The sequence below is a fragment of the Candidatus Infernicultor aquiphilus genome, from assembly GCF_002784285.1.
GTDB lineage: Bacteria > Atribacterota > Phoenicimicrobiia > Phoenicimicrobiales > Phoenicimicrobiaceae > Infernicultor > Infernicultor aquiphilus.
In genome coordinates, this window is sequence record NZ_PFKO01000188.1 from 1 (window position 1) to 372 (window position 372).

Sequence of the window (372 nt, forward strand, 5' to 3'; positions counted from 1 at the left end):
GTCAATCGGGTAAAGATTTTATCCTCAAACGGAGAAGTAATTTGGATTGATAAAGATAATTGTTCGTTTGAATATCGTGACAGTCGTTTTAAGCATAACGCGGAAATTATATTGGCAGTTGAATTTAATTTAGAGAAAAAAGACAACCAAAAGATTAAAGAAAAAATAATGTTTTATACGAGTAAGAGATTAGGACAACCCAAAGAACCGTCCGCGGGGTGTATTTTTGTTAATCCCAAACCGCAATCGGCCGGGGAATTAATTGAAAAATGCGGATTAAAAAACAGCCAATGCGGCGGTGCCAAAATATCGGAGAAACATGCCAATTTTATAATTAATCTTGGGGGAGCAAAGGCGGCCGCGGTTGTTGAG

Annotated in this window: 1 pseudogene; it reads left to right on the forward strand. The window is 37.9% G+C overall.

From position 1 onward, the window contains the following. A pseudogene (locus COZ07_RS05040) lies at positions 1-372 on the forward strand (UDP-N-acetylenolpyruvoylglucosamine reductase); the annotation flags it as partial.